The sequence below is a fragment of the Aeromonas finlandensis genome (assembly GCF_000764645.1).
GTDB classification, from domain to species: Bacteria; Pseudomonadota; Gammaproteobacteria; order Enterobacterales; family Aeromonadaceae; genus Aeromonas; species Aeromonas finlandensis.
In genome coordinates this window covers 102,631-120,338 of the sequence record NZ_JRGK01000031.1, presented here as the reverse complement: position 1 = coordinate 120,338, position 17,708 = coordinate 102,631, and the positions used below count along the sequence as shown (strand labels likewise).

Below are 17,708 nucleotides of genomic sequence, written 5' to 3'. Positions count from 1 at the left end.
GGCCATGGCTAATCTCTTGTTCGCAAACACAATCGGGGGATTCTAGCCGAAAAGGGGGGGCGGGGGCGAATGGCAGTGTGCTGGTCAGAGGGGTGGTCTGCGTCCGGTTCGCGTGACAGCGGCGGCAACTGTGGTCGGCTTTTTCTACACCGGATAAAAGAGTGTGATAAAATCGCCCGCTGATTTTTCAGGTTTTGAGAGTCGATACAGATGAAGATCACCCTGCCCGATTTTGAAAAAGCCCGCGTCCTGGTCGTTGGCGATGTCATGTTGGACCGTTACTGGCATGGCCCTACCGGTCGGATCTCCCCCGAGGCGCCGGTGCCCGTGGTCAAGGTTGAACACATTGAAGAGCGTCCCGGTGGCGCCGCCAACGTGGCCCTCAACTCTGCCGCCCTTGGCGCCCACGCCGTGCTGCTTGGCCTGACCGGTCAGGATGAAGCGGCGGATGCACTGGCCGGTCAGATGGCTGGCGTCAAGGTTGCCTGTGACTTCGTTCGTCTGGCCGACTACCCGACCATCACCAAGCTGCGGGTGCTGTCGCGCAACCAGCAACTGCTGCGTCTGGACTTTGAAGAGGCCTTCCACGCCGTTGACTCCACCCTGCTGATGGGCAAGGTCGAGCAGGCGCTGCCAAACAGCGACGTGATGATCCTCTCCGACTACGGCAAGGGTGCTCTCAACAACGTGCCCGGCATGATCCAACGTGCCCGTGCCGCCGGTATTCCGGTGCTGGTCGACCCCAAGGGTACCGACTTCGAGAAGTACCGCGGCGCCACTCTGCTGACCCCCAACATGTCCGAGTTCGAGGCCGTGGTAGGCAAGGTGAAGAGCGAAGAGGAGCTGGTCGCCAAGGGGCTGGGTCTGGTCAAGCGCTTCGAGCTGGATGCCCTGCTGGTCACCCGTTCCGAAAACGGCATGACCCTGATCCGCGAAGGTCAGCCGGAGCTGCACCTGCCGGCTCAGGCCCACGAGGTTTACGATGTGACCGGCGCTGGTGATACCGTGATCTCCACCCTGGCGACCTCGCTGGCGGCAGGCAAGAGCCTGGACGAAGCCTGCGCCTTGGCCAATACCGCAGCCGGTATCGTGGTCGGCAAGCTGGGTACCTCTACCGTCAGCCCGGTCGAGCTGGCCAACGCCCTCTATACCGAGCAGGAGACCGGCTTTGGCGTCATGTCCGAAGCCCAGCTGAAAGTGGCGGTCCGCGCCGCCCGTCTGCGCGGCGAGAAAGTGGTGATGACCAACGGCTGCTTCGATATCCTGCACGCCGGTCACGTCTCCTACCTGGCCAATGCTGGCAAGCTGGGGGATCGCCTGATCGTGGCGGTCAACACCGACGAGTCGGTTCGCCGTCTGAAAGGGCCGGGTCGTCCGGTCAACCCGACCGAGCGCCGCATGGCGGTGCTGGCTGCGCTGGGCGCGGTGGATTGGGTGGTGCCGTTTGGCGAAGATACCCCGCAGCGCCTGATCGCCGAGATCCTGCCCGACCTGCTGGTCAAGGGCGGTGACTACAAGCCGGAAGATATCGCCGGTTACGCCGAAGTGACTGCCAACGGCGGCGAGGTACGCGTTCTCAACTTCGAGGATGGCTGCTCCACCACCGACATCATCAAGACTATCCGCGAGCGCGGCTAACCGCTCCGCTGGCCCCGCCATCTGGCGGGGCCGACTATCGGCCTGATCGAGCCGACAGCAACCCGGATAACAAAAAGGCGACCTTGCGGTCGCCTTTTTTATTCCCGATAACGGCTATCAGGCTTTGGTTTTGGCTTTTGTCGTGGCAGGCATCAGGCCCTGGTTTACTTCCACCAGATCCTGCGCTTCCAGCACACCGGCAGCCTGCTTCAGGCTCAGGATATTGAGGATGTAGTTGTAACGGGCCTCGGAGAGTTTCTGCTTGGCGCTATACAGCTTTTTGGTTGAGTCCAGCACGTCAACGATGGTACGGGTACCCACTTCATAACCGGCTTCGGTCGCCTTCAGGGCGCTGTCGGCGGAGACCACAGACTGGCTGTAGGCGCGTACCGAGCCGATGCTGGCGTTCACGTTGTTGTAGGAGGAGCGCACAGTGCTTTGCACCGAGCGGAAGCTCTTCTCCAGCTGCTCGCTGGCAGACACGTAGTCGTATTGAGCCTGCTTCACTTTGGAGCTGGTGGCGCCACCACTGTAGATCGGCAGCTTGAAGGTCAGCCCGATATTGGCCTGATTGTCATTGCCGCCGCTCTGAATGCTATCCAGCTTGTAATCGGTATTGCTGGTTTGCAGGCCGGCACCCAGATCCAGAGTCGGCTCATGACCGGTCTTGGCCAAATCGATCTGCTCTTTGGCGATGTCCTTGGTGATGCGGGCGTTGTGCAGCTGCAGGTTCTTGTCCAGCGCCAGCTCCAGCCACTTGTCGGAGCCAAATGCGGTTTTTTGCGGTGTGAAACGATCGGTGTTCAGCACATCCAGATTGCGGTGGTCGACTCCGGTCAACTCGCGCAGGGTTTCGTAGCTGTTGGCCAGCTCATTCTCTGCGTTGATCTCGTCGGCCAGCGCCTGGTCGCGGGAGGCCTCGGCTTCATGTACGTCGGTGATGGCGGTCAGGCCCACTTCGAAACGCTGCTGGGTTTGCTCCAGTTGACGCTCTACTGCAACCTTGTTGGCACGGACGAACTCCAGGGTATCCATCGCCTTGAGCACGTTGAAATAGGCCTGGGCAGTGCGCAGCATCAGGTTCTGGATCTCGAGGTTGTAGGCTACGTCATTCTGGGTGGCACTCTTCTCGGAGATATCCAGATTGATCCAGTTGCTACGACGATAGATGGATTGATCCAGTGAAAGTGAACCGGAGGCTTTGTTATTGGTCTGGGTATCGTTTTTGTTTTGCAGGTAGTTCAGACCGGCACCCAGATTGATCTGGGGCAGCAGGGCTGCGCGGGATTCATTGATCTGCTCGAAGGCCTTATCGCGAACGGCTTTGGACTGCAGCAACTGCGGGTCTTTGATCTGGGCTTGCTGGTAGATGTCGAGCAGGTTTTCGGCATGGGCACCGGCACTGACGCCCAGCAACACCATGACGGACAAAAGTGTTCTTTTCATAGATCGTTTTAACCTTATGTAGTAACCCAAACTGGTTGCTGGAGAGGGCAAATATTGTCACCGACCAAGCTTGATTGCAGCTTAATCACTCTACTATAAGCAAAAATTAATGCTAAGAGTCTCAGGTCCGGTGACTGGAACGTCAAGAACCAGACGCAGTTTTCTCCCCGAGCGCCTAGCCAAATGGTCTGTGGCTGCTAAAATCCACCCCTCATTGCCATGGTACGCCGAGTGAATGAACGTTCATTCATGTTCCTCGGATTTTATGGTCAAACTGATACAAGTCAAGCTGACGGGAGCCCCGGATGTCGCAGCAACCCTTGCCGCAAGATCGGCATTACGCCGCCGATGATGTGAAAATCATTGAAAAATCAGCCGGATATAACGGCTTCTTCAAGGTGAATGTCTATCGTCTGCAGCATCGGTTATTTGCGGGCGGCTGGAACCAGCCCATCGTGCGCGAGCTGTTCGAGCGGGGCCATGCTGCCGCATTACTGCCCTACGACCCGGTGCGCGACCAGATTGTGCTGGTGGAACAGTTCCGCATCGGCGCCATGGAGACCTGCCCGACCCCCTGGCTGCTGGAGCTGGTGGCCGGCATCATTGATGAAGGTGAGACCGCCGAGGCAGTGGTACGCCGCGAAGCGGTGGAAGAGGCCGGGATCGAGGTGGCCCGTTGCGAGCATGCCATCAGCTATCTGGTGAGCCCGGGCGGCAGCACCGAGCGGATCGAGGTCTATGTGGGCGAGGTGGATGCCAGCAAGGCCGAGGGGCTGCATGGTCTGGCGGACGAAGGTGAGGATATCCGGGTGCACGTGGTGAGCCGCGAGCAGGCCTACGCCTGGCTCAAAGAGGGACGCATCGACAACGCCGCCTCGGTCATTGCCCTGCAGTGGTTGGCCCTCAACCACGGCGAGCTGCGCGCCCGCTGGCTGGCGGATCGCTGAGGTGGCGCAGACTCTGCAACAGAGCAGGCGCTATGTGCCTGATCTGATGTCCTTGCAGCGTACCTGTGAGGTCAATTACATGGCGCTGATGAAATTGTTGCCGCCAGATGGGGAAGTCGGGGCCGAGCGTCGCTATCGGGTCGGCAACGATCTGCAGTTTCAGCTCACCATCATTGGCGAGAGTCGCTTCACCAGCCAGGTGATCCTGAGTCAGCACAACCCGGAATTGCCCGAATATCTGCAGGCTCAAATAGAGATTCGTTTGTATCATGATGTGCGGATGGCGGAAGTGTGTGCAGCGCAACAGATTTCCCGTTTGCAACCACGTTATGATTATCCCAATAAAAAGATGCACCAGAGGGACGAAAAGGAGCAGGTAAATCTGTTTCTGGCTGAATGGCTAAAATTTTGTCTCAGACATGGTACCAGCCCGATCAATATCTCCAGTTGAACAAATAAAAAGAAGCGTGATTTTGGAAACAGAGCTCCCCCAGGCGCAGGACGGCAGTGTGCGCCTGTTGCAAATTACCGACACCCACCTCTTCGCGAGTGCCGAAGGGCGGCTGTTGGCTGTGCGCACCGCAGAGAGTCTGGCCGCCGTGCTGGAACAGGTGCAGGCCAACGAACACCCCTATGAGATGATTCTGGCGACCGGCGATCTGTCGCAGGATCACAGTCCGGAGTCCTATCAGCGTTTCGCCTCCATGATGGCGCCCCTTGGTCGCCCCATCTACTGGTTGCCCGGCAATCACGATGACAGCCCGCTGATGACTGAATATCTCCATGCCGCCGGGATCAGCGAATCCAAGCAGCTGGTGGGCGACCACTGGCAGGTGATCCTGCTCGACACCCAGGTGCGCGGCAAACCCCACGGCATGATTGGCGATCACCAGCTGGCCGCCCTTGACCGTGCCCTGCGTCAATATCCTGATCGCCATGCCCTTATCGCCCTGCACCATCAGGCGGTGCCGGTGGGCTGCGCCTGGCTGGATCAACACAATCTCAAGAACGCCGATGATCTGTTTGCCGTGCTGGCCCGTCATCCGCAGCAGAAGACCATCCTGTTCGGCCACGTTCATCAGGAGTTTGACGAGGTGCACCGCGGGGTGCGGCTGATTGCCAGCCCCTCCACCTGCATCCAGTTCAAACCGCTCTGCGATGGCTTCGCGCTGGATGAATCCGGCCCGGGCTGGCGCTATCTCACCCTCTATCCGGATGGGCGGGTGGCCAGCGAGGTGTGGCGCCTGCCGGTGGGGCAGTTTGTGCCCGACCCCGACGCCACCGGTTATTGAGGAGGGCATCGCATGAAGTCGGTTCTCCTTTATCTGCACGGTTTCAACTCCTCTCCAGGCTCCGCCAAGGCGCAGCAGATGGCTGCCTGGGTGGCCGCCAACCGGCCCGACATCGAGGTGATCATTCCGGCCCAGCCCAATACGCCAGCGGCGGCTTGGGCGGCTATCGAGCAGACCATCGCCGATCTGCAGCGTCGTTATGGCAGTGAATTCAAGCTCGGTGCCGTGGGCAGCTCCCTCGGCGGCTTTATGGCGACCCGGGTGAGCGAGCAGTACGGCTGCCGCGCGGCGCTGATCAACCCGGCGGTGCGCCCCCATGAGCTGCTTTGCGACTACCTCGGCCCCCAGACCAACCCCTATACCGGGGAGCAGTACGAACTGCTGCCTGCCCATATGGACGAGCTGCGGGCGCTGGCAGTGCCGGTGACCGCTCCCGAGCGACACTGGATCCTGCAACAGCAGGGGGATGAGGTGCTCGACTATCGTAAGGCGCTGGACGAGTACCGCTTTGCCCGTCTCTCGCTGGAGTGCGGTGGCGACCACGCCTTTGTGGCGTTCGAGCGCTATCCCGCCCAAATCATCCGCTTCCTCGGGCTTTAATCATGCAACCGCCGTTGGCCGCCTTTCTGGAACAGGTGCTGGCCACGGCGCAAGCGGGCCTCACCTACTCCAAAGACCCCTTCGATATCGGTCGATTCGAGACGCTCAGAGCGGCCACTGTGGCCCTGATTGCCAGCCAGAGCGAGCTGGCGCCGGAAGCCATTAGCGACTGGATTGCCCTCGATCGCGGTTATCCCACCCCCAAGCTCGATGTACGGGCGTTTATTCAAAACGATGAGGGCCATATCCTGCTGGTGCAGGAGCGCAGCGACGGCTGCTGGACCCTGCCCGGTGGCTGGTGCGATATCGGCGACTCGCCAGCGGATGCCGTGGTGCGCGAAGTGGAGGAGGAGAGCGGCCTCGAGTGCCGGGCGGTGCAACTGCTGGCCCTGTTCGACAAGCTCAAGCACCCCCATCCGCCCCAACTGCCCCACGCCCACAAAGCCTTCTTCCTGTGTGAGGTGACCGGTGGCCAGCTGCTGGGCGAGACCGACGAAACACAGGGGGCAGGTTACTTCCCCATCGACGCCTTGCCCCCGCTCTCCCGCCATCGGGTGGTGGAATCCCAGATGCGCATCCTTCACGCCCATCTGCAGCAAGGGCGGCGCGATACCCTGTTTGACTGAACGCCTTCTACTGATTGCTGACCGGTTCCATCTGCTCCTGTAGCGGTTGGGATGGCTGTGTTAACCTTGATTGGCCTGCTGCGCCGCGCGTTGGCGCTGCTGCTGGCCGAACCCATCTGAACTTCTCTGCCAATAGGGAGCACGCCTGTGACGACCCCTTCAGCGCTGCCGGATCTGGTACTGGGCGCCTCTCTCTACTTTCCGCCCCTGTTCAAGGCAGTGCTGCTCGGTCTGCTCTGCTGGCTGCCGGTGCATCATCTGCTGCGCGACTGGCTCTATAGCGGGGATGTCTGGCACCCCTTGCTGATGGATCTCTCCCTCTTTGTCCTCGCCGTCAGCGGCGCTCTCTGGATACTGCTTCATGGCTAAATCACCCCTCGCGACCCTCAAATACTTCTCCACCTTGCTGGTCTGCGCGCTGGCGCTGGCGGCGGGCTGGTGGCTGTGGAACTACTACATGCAGGGACCCTGGACCCGGGATGGCAAGGTGCGGGCCGAGCTGGTCAGCATTACCCCCGAGGTGTCGGGCAAGATCATCAAGATAGCGGTGAAGGACAACCAGCTGGTGAAGGCGGGGGAGGAGATCTTCACGCTCGACCCCGAGCCCTATCGCATCGCCCTCGATAACGCCCGGGCGGCGCTCGCCAAGGCAAAATCGGATCTCGACAAGGCAGAGCATGAGGCGAACCGCCGTAGCGGGCTGTCGCGCAGCGTCATCTCCGCCGAAACGGTGGACGAGGCGCGTCTCAATGCCCAGGCGATGCAGGCCGCCTATCAGGTGGCACAGGCCAATCTGGAGAAGGCGGAGTGGTCGCTGGCCAAGACCCGGGTGCACGCCTCCACCGACGGTTACATCACCAACCTGCAGACCCGGGTCGGCAACTATGCCAGCGCCGGTGTGCCGCTGGTGGCGCTGGTGGACACTCACTCCTTCTATGTGCAGGGTTACTTTGAAGAGACCAAGCTCGGCCACATTGCGCCGGGCAAACCGGCCGAAGTGGTGCTCTACAGCGGTGAGCAGCGGTTGCGCGGCGAGGTGGAGAGCATAGGGCGCGCCATTCACGACCAGAGCGTTGATGGCGGCAACGGCCTGCTGCTCGACGTCAAACCGAACGTGCCCTGGGTGCGGCTGGCCCAGCGGGTGCCGGTGCGGATCAAACTGCTGGATGTGCCGCCGGAGCTGGCGCTGATTGCGGGCACCACCTGCACCATCACCATAGGGGAGTAGGGTGAGCGATTCGCTCTGGCGTCAGACCCCCTGGGGCAAGGCCAACGGCGGTCAGTGGCGCTATGCCCTGCGCAACGCGCTGGCCATGTGCCTGTCGCTCTGGCTGGCCTTCGTGCTGCAGCTCGACTCCCCCTACTGGGCGATGAGCTCGGCCGCCGTGGTGAGCTTTCCCACCGTGGGCGGGGTCATCAGCAAAAGCCTGGGGCGGGTGGTTGGCAGCCTGATGGGGGCGATGGCTGCGGTGGTGATCACCGGTCTTGGCATCAGCGATCCCTGGCTGTTCAGCTTCCTCATCGCCCTCTGGCTGGGCCTGTGCACCTACATCTCCAACCACTACCAGAACAACGTCTCCTACGCGTTTGCCCTCGGTGGCTACACCGCCGCTATCATCGCGTTCTCCAGTGTCAACGTGACCGACCCGCAACACATCTTCGACATCGCCCAGGCGCGGGTGAGCGAGGTGATCATCGGCATTCTCTGCGGCGGTCTGATGATGATGATCCTGCCCAGCACCTCCGACAGCGAGACCCTGCTCCAGTCCCTGCGCAAGAGTCAGACCCGCCTGCTGGAGCATGCCCAGCTGCTCTGGCTGGGGGAGGCCAATCCCGATGTGCGCAGCGCCCACGAGGGGCTGATCGGCCAGATCCTCACCATGAATGTGCTGCGCATTCAGGCGGTCTGGAGTCACCACCGGCTGCGCCGCCAGAACAAGCTGCTCAACTTCCTGCTGCACCGCCAACTGCGGCTTATCAGTCTGATCTCCAGCCAGCGGCGGATGCTGCACAACTGGCCGGAGCAACCGGCGGGTATTCAGGCGCTGCTCGCCACCCTGATCTGCGAGCTCGGCAAGCCGGAGTGCGACAAGTATCGGGTTGCGAGGTTGCTGGCGCCCCTGATGCCGACCAGCGAGCATGATTATCGGCTGCGCACCTTTTTGCTGCGGTTGCGCCACTTCTGCTGGAGCTATCTGGAGTGCCAGCGCTGGCTTGACCGGTTGACCCGCTATGACGATCAGGAGTGGCCGGCGCCGCTCCATCACACCTCCCTCACCAGCCATACCGACACGCTGGAGGCTGCCTACAACGGCGGGCGTACCTTCCTCTGCGTATTGCTTGGTTGCACCTTCTGGATAAACAGTCAGTGGGATGCGGGCGGCTCGGCACTCACCATGATCGCCATCTGTTGCGTGCTCTACTCGGCGACCCCGGCCCCGGCGCAGGGGGCCAACACCATGCTCAAGGCGATCCTGCTGCTGAGCCTCATCTGCTTTGCGGTCAAGTTTGGCCTGATGATCCGCATCGACGACTTCTGGATCTTCTGCATCTTGCTCTTTCCGGCGCTGCTCACCATGCAGCTTTGCAAACAGCAGCAGGTACGGCAGGCGGGTCTCTGGGGCCAGATGATCGTGCTGCTCGGCTCCTTTCTCGCCATCACCAATCCGCCCAGCTACGACTACCAGCAGTTCATCAACGGCAGCATCGGTCAGGTGCTGGGGGTGATGGTGGCGGGGCTGGCGTTCCAGTTGCTGCGACCGAGCTCCGATCGGCGCAAGAGTCGTCGCATCATTCACTCCCTGCGCCGCCATTTTATCGATCAGCTGGAGCCCCGGCCGCAGCAGAGCGAGAGCCAGTTTGAGTCGCGTATCTACCACTGCATCAGCCAGCTCAGCCTGAGTCAGGATCAGACCGCCCGGCTCTGGGTGCTGCGCTGGGGGGTGGTGCTGCTCAACTGCAGCCATATCGTCTGGCAACTGCGCCAGTGGCGGGGCGACGAGCAGCCCCTCTATCTGGTGCGGGACAACTGCATCCGCAGTTTGAAGGGGATACTCACCGAGGGCGGTGTGCAGCACGCCTCCCTCGACAAGACGCTAGCGGAGCTGGCCCGCATCAGCCAGCGGCTGGCCGACCACAACGACAGCGCTGCGCGGGAGCTGGCGGGCATGGTGTGGCGGCTGCACAGTTCGCTCTCCCAGCTGCAGCAGGCGCTGCCGGTGGAGTCAGGCGCAACCTGATTGGCCACTCGGGGGCGGTCAGCCCCCCTCTGGATCACCCTTTCCCGCCGTCGGGTTTGTCCAACACCCTCCCAACGAGTAAGATTCTCCCCAAACGTCAATTCGCAAGGCCCTCCATGTCCACTCAATATAATGCGGATGCCATTGAGGTCCTCAATGGCCTTGAACCGGTGCGTCGTCGCCCCGGCATGTACACCGACACCACCCGGCCCAATCACCTCGGCCAGGAGGTCATCGACAACAGCGTCGACGAAGCGCTGGCGGGCCACGCCCGTACCCTGGAGGTGACCCTGTATGAAGACCAGTCCCTCGAGGTGATCGATGACGGCCGCGGCATGCCGGTCGATATCCACCCGGAGGAAGGGGTGTGCGGTGTGGAGCTGATCCTCTGCAAGCTGCACGCGGGCGGCAAATTCTCCAACAAGAACTACCAGTTCTCCGGCGGTCTGCACGGGGTGGGTATTTCGGTGGTGAACGCCCTCTCCGATCGGGTCGAGGTGACGGTGCGTCGCGACGGCCAGGTCTATGACATCGCCTTCGAGCGTGGCGAGAAGGTGCAGGAGCTGACCATCACCGGCACCTGCGGCCGCCGCAACACCGGTACCCGGGTGCGCTTCTGGCCGCAGGCGAGCTACTTCGACTCGCCCCGCTTCTCGGTCACCAAGCTGGAGCACCTGCTGAAAGCGAAAGCGGTACTCTGCCCTGGCCTCACCATCAAGTTCCTCGACAAGAACACCGGCATCAAGCTGGAGTGGTGCTACGAAGATGGCCTCAAGGATTATCTGGTCGATGCGGTCAAGCAGTTCACCTGCCTGCCGGAGCAGCCCTTTATCGGTGCCTTCAGCACCGAACAGTCCGCCGTGGACTGGGCGCTCTGCTGGCTGCCGGAAGGGGGCGAATGCCTCGCCGAATCCTATGTGAACCTGATCCCCACCGCGCAGGGCGGTACTCACGTCAACGGTCTGCGTCAGGGGCTGCTCGACGCCATGCGCGAGTTCTGCGAGTTCCGCAACCTGCTGCCGCGGGGGGTCAAGCTGACCCCGGAAGATATCTGGGATCGCTGCGCCTACATCCTCTCCATCAAGATGCAGGACCCGCAGTTTGCCGGTCAGACCAAGGAGCGGCTCTCCTCCCGTCAGAGCTCGGCGTTTGTCTCCGGCGTGGTGAAGGATGCCTTCAGCCTTTACTTGAACAGCAACACCGAGCTGGCGGAGCAGATCGCCGAGATCTGTATCAGCAGCGCCCAGCGCCGACTGCGCGCCGCCAAGACAGTGGTGCGCAAGAAGATTACCCAGGGCCCGGCGCTGCCCGGCAAGCTGACCGACTGTAACTGCGCCGACCCCATGCAGGGTGAGCTGTTCCTGGTGGAGGGTGACTCCGCGGGCGGCAGTGCCAAGCAGGCGCGGGATCGCGAGTTTCAGGCCATCATGCCGCTGCGCGGCAAGATCCTGAACACCTGGGAAGTGGAGGCCGGTCAGGTGCTCGCCTCGCAGGAAGTGCACGATATCTCGGTGGCCATCGGGCTCGATCCCGACTCCGAGGATCTCAGCGGCTTGCGCTACGGCAAGGTGTGCATCCTCGCGGATGCGGACTCGGACGGTCTGCACATCGCCACCCTGCTCTGCGCCCTGTTTGTGAGGCACTTCCGCACCCTGGTCAACAAGGGCCACGTCTATGTCGCCATGCCGCCCCTCTACCGGATCGATATCGGTAAAGAGGTCTACTACGCCCTCGACGAGGACGAGAAGAACGGCGTGCTGCAGCGGGTCGAGGCCGAGAAGAAGAAGGGCAAGGTGATGGTGACCCGATTCAAGGGTCTGGGTGAGATGAACCCGAAACAGCTGCGGGAAACCACCATGGATCCCAACACCCGCCGTCTGGTGCAGCTCACCATGGGGCCAGAGGCCGAGGGGGATGAGACCCTGCAGCTGATGGACATGCTGCTGGCCAAGAAGCGGGCGGGTGATCGCCGCGAGTGGCTGGAAGAGAAGGGCAACCTTGCCATCATCTAGGTCACTCCTCTGTGCGATGAGGAGTGGCTGATCGATCCGGGCAACCTTGCCATCATCTAAGCCGTCGGCTGGCCCGCACAGGGCCAGCAAGCATTTAGCCGGAGTCGCCCTGTGGCGGCTCCCGAACCGAAAGAGAAAACCACATGAGTGATGCTATCGAGCTCAGTCTGGACGGGGTAGAGCGCCAGCCAATGCGCACCTTTACCGAACAGGCTTACTTGAACTACTCCATGTACGTCATCATGGATCGGGCCTTGCCGCATATCGGCGATGGCCTCAAACCGGTGCAGCGACGCATCATCTACGCCATGAGCGAGCTGGGTCTGTCGGCCCTCTCCAAGCACAAGAAATCCGCCCGTACCGTGGGTGACGTGCTGGGTAAGTACCACCCACACGGCGACAGCGCCTGCTATGAAGCCATGGTACTGATGGCCCAGCCCTTCTCCTACCGCTACCCGCTGGTGGACGGTCAGGGCAACTGGGGTGCGCCGGACGATCCCAAATCCTTCGCCGCCATGCGTTATACCGAGGCGCGGCTGTCGCGCTTCTCCGAGCTGCTGCTCTCCGAGCTCGGCCAGGGTACGGTGGAGTGGACGCCGAACTTCGACGGCACCATGAAAGAGCCGGTGGTGCTGCCCGCCCGTCTGCCGCACATCCTGCTCAACGGGGTGACCGGTATCGCGGTGGGGATGGCGACCGACATTCCGCCCCACAACGCGCGGGAAGTGGCTTACGCCTGTGCCGAACTGCTCGACAACCCCAATGCGGGGCTGGATGTGTTGATGCAGCACATCCAGGGGCCGGACTACCCGACCAACGCCGAGATCATCACCCCGCGTGACGATATCCGCAAAATCTACGAGACCGGCAAGGGCTCCATCAAGCAGCGGGCGGTCTGGAGCGAGGAGGATGGCGACATCGTCATCACCGCGCTGCCCCATCAGGCCTCCGGCGCCAAGATCATGGAGCAGATCGCCGCCCAGATGGTGGCGAAAAAGCTGCCGATGGTCACCGACCTGCGCGATGAATCGGACCACGAAAACCCGACCCGTCTGGTGATCATCCCCCGCTCCAACCGGGTGGATGTGGAGGGGCTGATGGCCCACCTGTTCGCCACCACGGATCTGGAGAAGAACTACCGGGTCAACCTCAACATCCTTGGCCTCGACAACCGGCCACAGGTGAAGTGCCTCAAGACCATCCTCAGCGAGTGGATCATCTTCCGCCGCGAGACCGTGCGTCGCCGTCTGCAATTCCGCCTCGACAAGGTGCTGGCTCGCCTGCACATCCTCGAAGGCTTGCTGATTGCCTACCTCAACATCGACGAGGTGATCGAGATCATCCGCACCGAGGATGAGCCGGGCAAGGTGATGGTGGAGCGCTTCAATATCAGCGAAACCCAGGCCGAAGCGATCCTCGAGCTGAAACTGCGCCACCTGGCCAAGCTCGAAGAGTTCAAGCTGCGCGCCGAACAGAACGAACTGGCCGAAGAGCGCGACAAGCTGGAGCTGATCCTGGGCTCCGAGCGTCGCCTCAACACCCTGCTCAAGAAAGAGCTGCTGGCCGATGCCGAGAAGTACGGCGACGATCGCCGCACCCCGCTGGTGGAGCGTGCCACCGCCGTGGCGTTGACCGAGAAAGAGCTGGTGCCGAGCGAACCGGTCACCGTCATCCTCTCCGACAAGGGGTGGGTGCGCGCCGCCAAGGGCCACGACGTGGATGTCGAGGGGCTCTCCTACAAGGCGGGGGACAGTTATCTGGCCCACGCCTGCGGCCGCAGCAACCAGCAGGCGGTGTTCCTCTCCACGTTGGGAAGAACTTACGCCCTCGAATCCCACACCTTGCCATCCGCGCGCAGTCAGGGCGAACCGCTCACCGGCCGTTTTGCGCTGGGGGCAGGGGAGGAAGTGCGCCATCTGGTGATGGGCAACGAGGGTGAGCCGTATCTCATCTGCTCCGATGCCGGTTACGGCTTTGTCTGCACCTATGACGACCTCATCGGCAAGAACAAGAACGGCAAAGCGCTGCTCACCGTGCCGGAAGGGGGTCAGGTGATGGCACCCCAGAAGATTGGCTCGCCAGAGACTGATCTCTGCATGGCCATCTCCAACGAAGGGCGCATGCTGCTGTTCCCGCTCAACACCCTGCCGGTACTCGGCAAGGGCAAGGGCAACAAGCTGATCAGCATTCCGTCGGCGCGCGTGAAGGCGCGGGAAGAGTTTATGGTGATGGCCGCCATTATCCCGCAGGGGCAATATGTCACCCTGTTTGCCGGCAAGCGCAAGCTGACCCTCAAGCCGTCCGATCTCGACTACTACCGCGGCGAGCGCGGCCGCCGTGGCGCCAAGTTGCCCCGCGGTTTGCAGCGCGTCGATCGCATCGAGATTGAACCCGCCGCCGGTGCCGAACCGGTCGCGGAGGAAAGTCAGGAAGGGTAATTAACAGAAAGGGCGCGAAAGCGCCCTTTAAATTTTAGAATATTGAGCTACTTGCACTCTAACTGGCTATAATATCAGCCATTTAATTAAATCATAAGCAGCGCTAGTGGCTAATCCAATTGCTATCGTACCAATAAGGCCAAAGACAGACCATAAAATAGATTTCTTGTTTCGCCCCGAAAAATCAGATATTAACTTCGCATCACCTTTGTTTATGTTTAAATATGATATGGGGAGATAGCTATCAATCGATATTTCTAATTTTCTCAAAAAAATATCAGATACTCCACCTACAACTACAAATAATGATGAGTAAACTATTAAAAACTTAACAATTGAATTGGGTGGGAGCATAGCGCTATCAATTGCATTTGTTGTGAAAATGCCCAGTGCTGCATAAATTATTAAACGACCGAATTTCGTTATCAGATGTGAAATGCTTTTAATTTTGTTAATTATATTAATGCTGTGTGATTCATCGCAGCCTTTAATCCATTCATCAAACATTGCTGTGAAATGGCGAGCCTTGACATAATCTGAGTAATGGATTGTTATTTTAGCTGTTGTTGTCACCATGCTGGCAACTAATGCAGATGAAATAAAGGGGGGCGCTTCTTTCTCAATTTGGTAAATATCGGCAACTCTAGATCTTATTTGGCAAATTACCTTATAGTTTTCTAGTTCATCATTTTTCTGATCGTAGATGGAAAACATATAAGCCATATTAATATCTGAGGTGGGATTTGGGCTTGTTAGATTTCGCTCCTCAAAAGCTTCGAAAGAGTTGAATTTTTCAGATTCACCTTCGTGATGTGATACTGCAATTCGAACATTTATATCGCTTTTTGACGGGTATAGTGAATTAATGGACTGAATGGTTTTAAAATGAAGTTCTTTGATATCATCTAACGTGACGAGAATGTCATTGCTATAAGATTTTGATATCTCTTCATTCTTGGAGTTTATTTTTTGATGCATTTTAAAAAATAAATCTATCTGCGCGTCATCATACTTTATTAATCCAGAATTATCATTGTCAACTACTTCAATTACTTTTCCCATGTTATTTAAAGTCCGTGTTGTTTATTTTTAAATAAGGCGAAAACGCTAATGACTTTATTGTCAATGCGATGGGCTGGATGATATCGGATTCAGATGGTGATTTAATGTTTTTATGCAAGCGGTCATAGATAAGGGCCGTAGGTCTGATTAGCGAAGCGTAATCAGACGATCGCGAAAACAGGTCGCCGTAATTCTGCTGGTGCTCCAGCTGATCTCTTCTCTATGTCCATCGCCACCGGGATTGCGGTACGGACGATTACGCTTCGCTAATCGACCCTACTCGATCCTGCTTGATTTAACGCTCTGCTGGTTGTCTATGGCTTGCTCCCCCTCATCCCCGACCCTTCTCCCGCAAGGGGAGAAGGGAGCAGAGATCGCAGCCATTGATAGTGACCGTGGTATGGCGTGATAGCTAAGGGTGACAGCTATGGCTACAGGTTGGCAGGCGCTGATCCCCTCTCCCCTTGGGAGAGGGCCAGGGTGAGGGGAGGTAACCGTAGGGTGCAATGAAATTGCACCGTGATTGACCCCGCGAGGTTGCCGGTGCAATGCGCTGTGCTTATTGCACCGTGATTCAGCCCGCGAAGGTATTGGCGCAATGGAGTGTGCATTTTCCCCCCTATGCCCTGGATTGTTTCATTGGTGCGACAGCTAGAAATTGATTGGCTGTTTTGGTGCAAAAATCGTCACTGGTGCCCATCCACCAACCAGAAACGTGCCGTCAATCCCGCCATAAAGAGAGGCCCTGCCATTCCTCATTGCGGGGCCTCTGCACCATCGCCTGAACGACTGATCCTCCAACTTGTTAGCTGATAACCTGTGGTGGGCCTTGATGGGGGGGATGGTTACTGAGGTACTACCTCGCCCCAGCGCTGTTCATAATCCAGTTGTTGAAACTCCTCCTTGATAAACTCGATAAACACTCTGGTCTTGGACGGAATAAAGTTTCGGTTCGCATAGGCCATGCCGATGGAGAGCGCGGGTAATGCCCAGTCGCTGAGCACAGGTTTAAGGCGCCGGTTGCGTAATTCGTCATAAATGGCATAAGTGGGCTGCGCCAGGATACCCATCCCGTTTTTGGCATTGGCGATCAGGATCTGGGCATCGTTGGACTCAATGGTGGGAGTGGTGGGCACCCGCAATTTGATCGAGCCCTTCATCATGGTCAGCTCTCCGGGATTGTGATGGCTGTAGAGCAGCAGCTGGTGTTTTTTGAGATCGTGCGGTGTTTCCGGTTCGCCATAACGTGCAATATATTCCGGAGAGGCTGCCAGAATACGTGGTGCAGCTGCCAGAGGTTGAATAATCAGGCTGGAGTCCGGCTCTGACTCTCTTGAACGAATACTGATATCAATATTGTTTTCGATAATATCCAGATAGCGATTGTTGGCAATCAGCTCGACCTGAATGCCGGGATATTTCGCCATAAATTTCGGTATCAAGGGGGAGATGACATTCAGCATCAGTGACAGCGAAGCCGTCAATTTCAAGACCCCGGTTGGCATTCCCGTTTTGATACTGACTTCGTCGATGGCTTCTCTCATCTCATTCAGTGCTACTTTGCAGCGGGCATAGAAGTGCTCGCCTATTTCAGTGACAAACAACCGCCGGGTCGTTCGCTCGACGAGTCGTGCATTGAGTCGCAGCTCCAGTGCGGCGAGATGCCTGCTGGCTGCTGGGTTGGACAAGCCCAGTGCGTCGGCGGCCTTGCTGAGGCTCCCCAATTCGACCACCTGCACAAAGACTTCATATTCAGTCCATCTATCCATGGATTCTTCCTGATTTTATAAAAGAGATTTCCTGTTATTGCATTTATCATCTCCTGCCGGATTTGTACTATGGCCCCGTCTGGCAGTAACAGATATTCCATGCATCATATTTTCTAGTTAAATTGGATGTCAATTAATAAAACGGGAGTCGCCTGTGAACAATAACGTCGATACAGTCATTAATTACTTTAAATATTGCGTGGATGGCAAGGATGTTGAACGGGTGAGTGAATATTTCTCGGAGGATCTTTGTATATTCAGACCTGACTGTGCAGAGCCTATTACGACCCTTGCGCAATTTAAAACGTCATTGTCAGCCTGTGTGGTCGATCGTTATGAGTCTATTGAGACCTCCTTTCAGAAAATAATGAGTTCGGAAGACGAGGTATTTGTTGCATTGACTCACGTCGCCAAAGGGTCAAATACCTGGAAAGGATTCGATGTTACCGGTAAGGATGTGACCTGGAGTGCCTTGACCTATTTCAGATTCAATGCCGAGGGCAAGGTGGTGGAGGAGATTGTCGAGCGCAACGAGCTGGCTATGGCCAAGCAGTTGGGGATCGTTGACTTCGCCTGAAACCGGCGCGGATGTTGATACCAAGGGAGCCGTGTCAGGGGGAATCGAGATGACAGCGGCCT

At 58.6% G+C, this 17,708-nt stretch carries 15 protein-coding genes; 12 read left to right on the top strand and 3 right to left on the bottom strand.

Annotated elements, in window-relative coordinates:
• Window positions 1-210: 210 nt before the first annotated feature.
• Entirely contained in the window at window positions 211-1,638 is a 1,428-nt protein-coding gene (gene hldE / locus LD28_RS0104155) for a bifunctional D-glycero-beta-D-manno-heptose-7-phosphate kinase/D-glycero-beta-D-manno-heptose 1-phosphate adenylyltransferase HldE (protein ID WP_033135756.1), read from the top strand.
• A gap of 117 nt (window positions 1,639-1,755) precedes the next feature.
• On the opposite strand, the gene tolC is transcribed toward hldE, so the two are convergent.
• The gene (tolC, locus tag LD28_RS0104150) at window positions 1,756-3,084 is read right to left on the bottom strand and encodes an outer membrane channel protein TolC (RefSeq protein ID WP_033135755.1); all 1,329 of its coding nucleotides are present in this window, start codon (window positions 3,082-3,084) and stop codon (window positions 1,756-1,758) included.
• A gap of 305 nt (window positions 3,085-3,389) precedes the next feature.
• Between tolC and nudF the strand changes: the two genes are divergently transcribed.
• The 10 genes from nudF to parC all read left to right on the top strand — a co-directional run bounded on the left by nudF (window position 3,390) and on the right by parC (window position 14,238).
• Window positions 3,390-4,031: an ADP-ribose diphosphatase gene (gene nudF / locus LD28_RS0104145; RefSeq protein ID WP_033135754.1), complete on the top strand. Its 642-nt coding sequence runs from the start codon at window positions 3,390-3,392 to the stop codon at window positions 4,029-4,031.
• A gap of 46 nt (window positions 4,032-4,077) precedes the next feature.
• Window positions 4,078-4,482: a DUF1249 domain-containing protein gene (locus tag LD28_RS0104140; protein ID WP_050514255.1), complete on the top strand. Its 405-nt coding sequence runs from the start codon at window positions 4,078-4,080 to the stop codon at window positions 4,480-4,482.
• Window positions 4,483-4,504: 22 nt separating this feature from the next.
• On the top strand, window positions 4,505-5,323 hold the full coding sequence (cpdA, locus tag LD28_RS0104135; RefSeq protein ID WP_033135752.1) for a 3',5'-cyclic-AMP phosphodiesterase: 819 nt from the start codon (window positions 4,505-4,507) through the stop codon (window positions 5,321-5,323).
• 12 nt (window positions 5,324-5,335) lie between these two features.
• Window positions 5,336-5,923, top strand: a complete 588-nt coding sequence (locus tag LD28_RS0104130) for a YqiA/YcfP family alpha/beta fold hydrolase (protein WP_033135751.1) — start codon at window positions 5,336-5,338, stop codon at window positions 5,921-5,923.
• A gap of 2 nt (window positions 5,924-5,925) precedes the next feature.
• Window positions 5,926-6,549: an NUDIX hydrolase gene (locus LD28_RS0104125; RefSeq protein ID WP_033135750.1), complete on the top strand. Its 624-nt coding sequence runs from the start codon at window positions 5,926-5,928 to the stop codon at window positions 6,547-6,549.
• A gap of 126 nt (window positions 6,550-6,675) precedes the next feature.
• Window positions 6,676-6,918, top strand: coding sequence for a DUF1656 domain-containing protein (locus tag LD28_RS0104120; RefSeq protein ID WP_033135749.1), 243 nt, complete (start codon window positions 6,676-6,678; stop codon window positions 6,916-6,918).
• The gene (locus LD28_RS0104115; RefSeq protein WP_033135748.1) at window positions 6,911-7,777 is read left to right on the top strand and encodes an efflux RND transporter periplasmic adaptor subunit; all 867 of its coding nucleotides are present in this window, start codon (window positions 6,911-6,913) and stop codon (window positions 7,775-7,777) included. The genes LD28_RS0104120 and LD28_RS0104115 overlap by 8 nt, the downstream gene beginning before the upstream one ends.
• A gap of 1 nt (window position 7,778) precedes the next feature.
• Window positions 7,779-9,788: an FUSC family protein gene (locus LD28_RS0104110; RefSeq protein WP_033135747.1), complete on the top strand. Its 2,010-nt coding sequence runs from the start codon at window positions 7,779-7,781 to the stop codon at window positions 9,786-9,788.
• A gap of 116 nt (window positions 9,789-9,904) precedes the next feature.
• Window positions 9,905-11,800 (top strand): DNA topoisomerase IV subunit B, encoded by a 1,896-nt coding sequence (gene parE / locus LD28_RS0104105; RefSeq protein WP_033135746.1) that lies wholly within the window; start codon window positions 9,905-9,907, stop codon window positions 11,798-11,800.
• 143 nt (window positions 11,801-11,943) lie between these two features.
• On the top strand, window positions 11,944-14,238 hold the full coding sequence (gene parC / locus LD28_RS0104100) for a DNA topoisomerase IV subunit A (protein WP_033135745.1): 2,295 nt from the start codon (window positions 11,944-11,946) through the stop codon (window positions 14,236-14,238).
• Between the two features lie 66 nt (window positions 14,239-14,304).
• On the opposite strand, the gene LD28_RS0104095 is transcribed toward parC, so the two are convergent.
• On the bottom strand, window positions 14,305-15,300 hold the full coding sequence (locus tag LD28_RS0104095) for a hypothetical protein (RefSeq protein WP_033135744.1): 996 nt from the start codon (window positions 15,298-15,300) through the stop codon (window positions 14,305-14,307).
• An 845-nt stretch (window positions 15,301-16,145) separates the two neighbouring features.
• Window positions 16,146-17,069 (bottom strand): LysR family transcriptional regulator, encoded by a 924-nt coding sequence (locus LD28_RS0104090; protein ID WP_033135743.1) that lies wholly within the window; start codon window positions 17,067-17,069, stop codon window positions 16,146-16,148.
• Window positions 17,070-17,223: 154 nt separating this feature from the next.
• Between LD28_RS0104090 and LD28_RS0104085 the strand changes: the two genes are divergently transcribed.
• On the top strand, window positions 17,224-17,646 hold the full coding sequence (locus LD28_RS0104085; RefSeq protein WP_033135742.1) for an ester cyclase: 423 nt from the start codon (window positions 17,224-17,226) through the stop codon (window positions 17,644-17,646).
• Window positions 17,647-17,708: the final 62 nt, after the last annotated feature.

Coding starts and splice junctions, on each gene's coding strand:
- hldE (WP_033135756.1), top strand. CDS start 211: ATGAAGATCACCCTGCCCGATTTTGAAAAAGCCCGCGTCCTGGTCGTT.
- tolC (WP_033135755.1), bottom strand. CDS start 3,084: ATGAAAAGAACACTTTTGTCCGTCATGGTGTTGCTGGGCGTCAGTGCC.
- nudF (WP_033135754.1), top strand. CDS start 3,390: ATGTCGCAGCAACCCTTGCCGCAAGATCGGCATTACGCCGCCGATGAT.
- LD28_RS0104140 (WP_050514255.1), top strand. CDS start 4,078: ATGTCCTTGCAGCGTACCTGTGAGGTCAATTACATGGCGCTGATGAAA.
- LD28_RS0104130 (WP_033135751.1), top strand. CDS start 5,336: ATGAAGTCGGTTCTCCTTTATCTGCACGGTTTCAACTCCTCTCCAGGC.
- LD28_RS0104125 (WP_033135750.1), top strand. CDS start 5,926: ATGCAACCGCCGTTGGCCGCCTTTCTGGAACAGGTGCTGGCCACGGCG.
- LD28_RS0104115 (WP_033135748.1), top strand. CDS start 6,911: ATGGCTAAATCACCCCTCGCGACCCTCAAATACTTCTCCACCTTGCTG.
- parE (WP_033135746.1), top strand. CDS start 9,905: ATGTCCACTCAATATAATGCGGATGCCATTGAGGTCCTCAATGGCCTT.
- parC (WP_033135745.1), top strand. CDS start 11,944: ATGAGTGATGCTATCGAGCTCAGTCTGGACGGGGTAGAGCGCCAGCCA.
- LD28_RS0104095 (WP_033135744.1), bottom strand. CDS start 15,300: ATGGGAAAAGTAATTGAAGTAGTTGACAATGATAATTCTGGATTAATA.
- LD28_RS0104090 (WP_033135743.1), bottom strand. CDS start 17,069: ATGGATAGATGGACTGAATATGAAGTCTTTGTGCAGGTGGTCGAATTG.